A 1,769-nucleotide genomic window follows, 5' to 3' on the forward strand; every position below is an offset into this window, starting at 1 on the left:
AGGGCGTCCATCAGGCGCAGGCCTTCGAAGGCGTCGCGGGCGTAGCGGACTTCGCCTTCGTAGATTTCGTGGAGGTCTTGTTCGACGTAGGCGCGGGTCAGGGCGGCGCCGCCGAGGATGACCGGGTAGTCGGCGGCGAGTTTGCGCTGGTTCAGTTCCTGGAGGTTCTCCTTCATGATGACCGTCGACTTCACCAGGAGTCCGGACATGCCGATCACGTCGGCCTTGTGTTCGGCCGCGGCTTCCAGGATCGCCGAGACCGGCTGCTTGATGCCGATGTTCACGACGTTGTAGCCGTTGTTGGTCAAGATGATGTCGACGAGGTTCTTGCCGATGTCGTGGACGTCACCGCGGACGGTGGCCAGCACGATCGTGCCCTTGCCCTCGTCATCGGTCTTGTCCATGTGCGGCTCCAGATACGCCACCGCCGTCTTCATCACCTCCGCGGACTGGAGCACGAAGGGCAGCTGCATCTGCCCCGAGCCGAACAGCTCACCGACGACCTTCATGCCCTCCAGAAGCGTGTCGTTGACGATGTCCAGGGCGGGGCGGGTCTGCAAAGCCTCATCGAGGTCGGTCTCCAGACCGTTCTTCTCCCCGTCGATGATCCGGCGCTGCAGACGCTCCTCCAGCGGCAGCGCGAGGAGCTCCTCCGCACGCCCGTCCTTCAACGACTTGGTGTTGACGCCCTCGAAGAGCGCCATCAGCTTCTGCAGCGGGTCATAACCCTCCGAGCGCCGGTCGTAGATCAAGTCCAGGGCGGTGGTGACCTGCTCCTCGTCGAACCGTGCGATCGGCAGGATCTTGCTCGCGTGGACGATCGCGGAGTCCAGACCCGCCTTGACGCACTCGTCCAGGAACACCGAGTTCAGCAGCACGCGCGCGGCCGGGTTCAGACCGAAGGAGATGTTCGACAGGCCCAGCGTCGTCTGGACGTCGGGGTGACGCCGCTTGAGCTCGCGGATCGCCTCGATCGTCGCGATACCGTCCCCCCGGGACTCCTCCTGACCCGTGCAGATCGTGAACGTCAGGGTGTCGATGAGGATGTCCGACTCACGGATCCCCCAATTGACGGTCAGATCCGCGATCAGGCGCTGCGCGATGGCGACCTTGTGCCCGGCGGTGCGGGCCTGGCCCTCCTCGTCGATGGTCAGCGCGATCAGCGCGGCACCGTGCTCCTGCGCCAGCCGGGTGACCTTGGCGAAACGGGACTCGGGGCCGTCGCCGTCCTCGTAATTGACCGAGTTGATGACAGCACGCCCGCCCAGCTTCTCCAGACCCGCCCGGATGACCGGAACCTCCGTCGAGTCCAGAACGATGGGGAGGGTGGAGGCAGTGGCAAAGCGACCGGCGAGCTCCTCCATGTCCGCGACACCGTCACGGCCCACGTAGTCCACACACAGGTCGAGCATGTGCGCGCCCTCACGGATCTGATCCCGTGCCATCTCCACACAGTCGTCCCAGCGGGCCTCCAGCATCGCCTCACGGAACTTCTTCGACCCGTTCGCGTTCGTCCGCTCCCCGATCGCCATGTACGCGGTGTCCTGACGGAACGGCACCGTCTGGTACAACGACGCCGCACCCGGCTCCGGCCGCGGCGTCCGCCCCACCACGGCCGCACCCCGCACCCGCTCCACCACCCGGCGCAGATGCTCCGGCGTCGTCCCGCAGCAACCGCCCACCAGCGACAGCCCGTACTCCCGCACGAACGTCTCCTGCGCGTCGGCGAGCTCGGGAGCGGTCAGCGGATAATGCGCCCCGTCCTTCGT

General features: G+C 66.3%; 1 protein-coding gene. It reads right to left on the minus strand.

Features of this window, described 5'->3' with window-relative positions; all coding sequences use genetic code 11:
- Positions 1-1,769: dihydropteroate synthase (locus tag ACFCZ1_RS38490; protein WP_376682910.1), on the minus strand; the 1,769-nt coding region annotated here is incomplete at both ends.

This window comes from Streptomyces sp. NPDC056224, from assembly GCF_042267665.1.
Classification (GTDB): Bacteria; Actinomycetota; Actinomycetes; order Streptomycetales; family Streptomycetaceae; genus Streptomyces.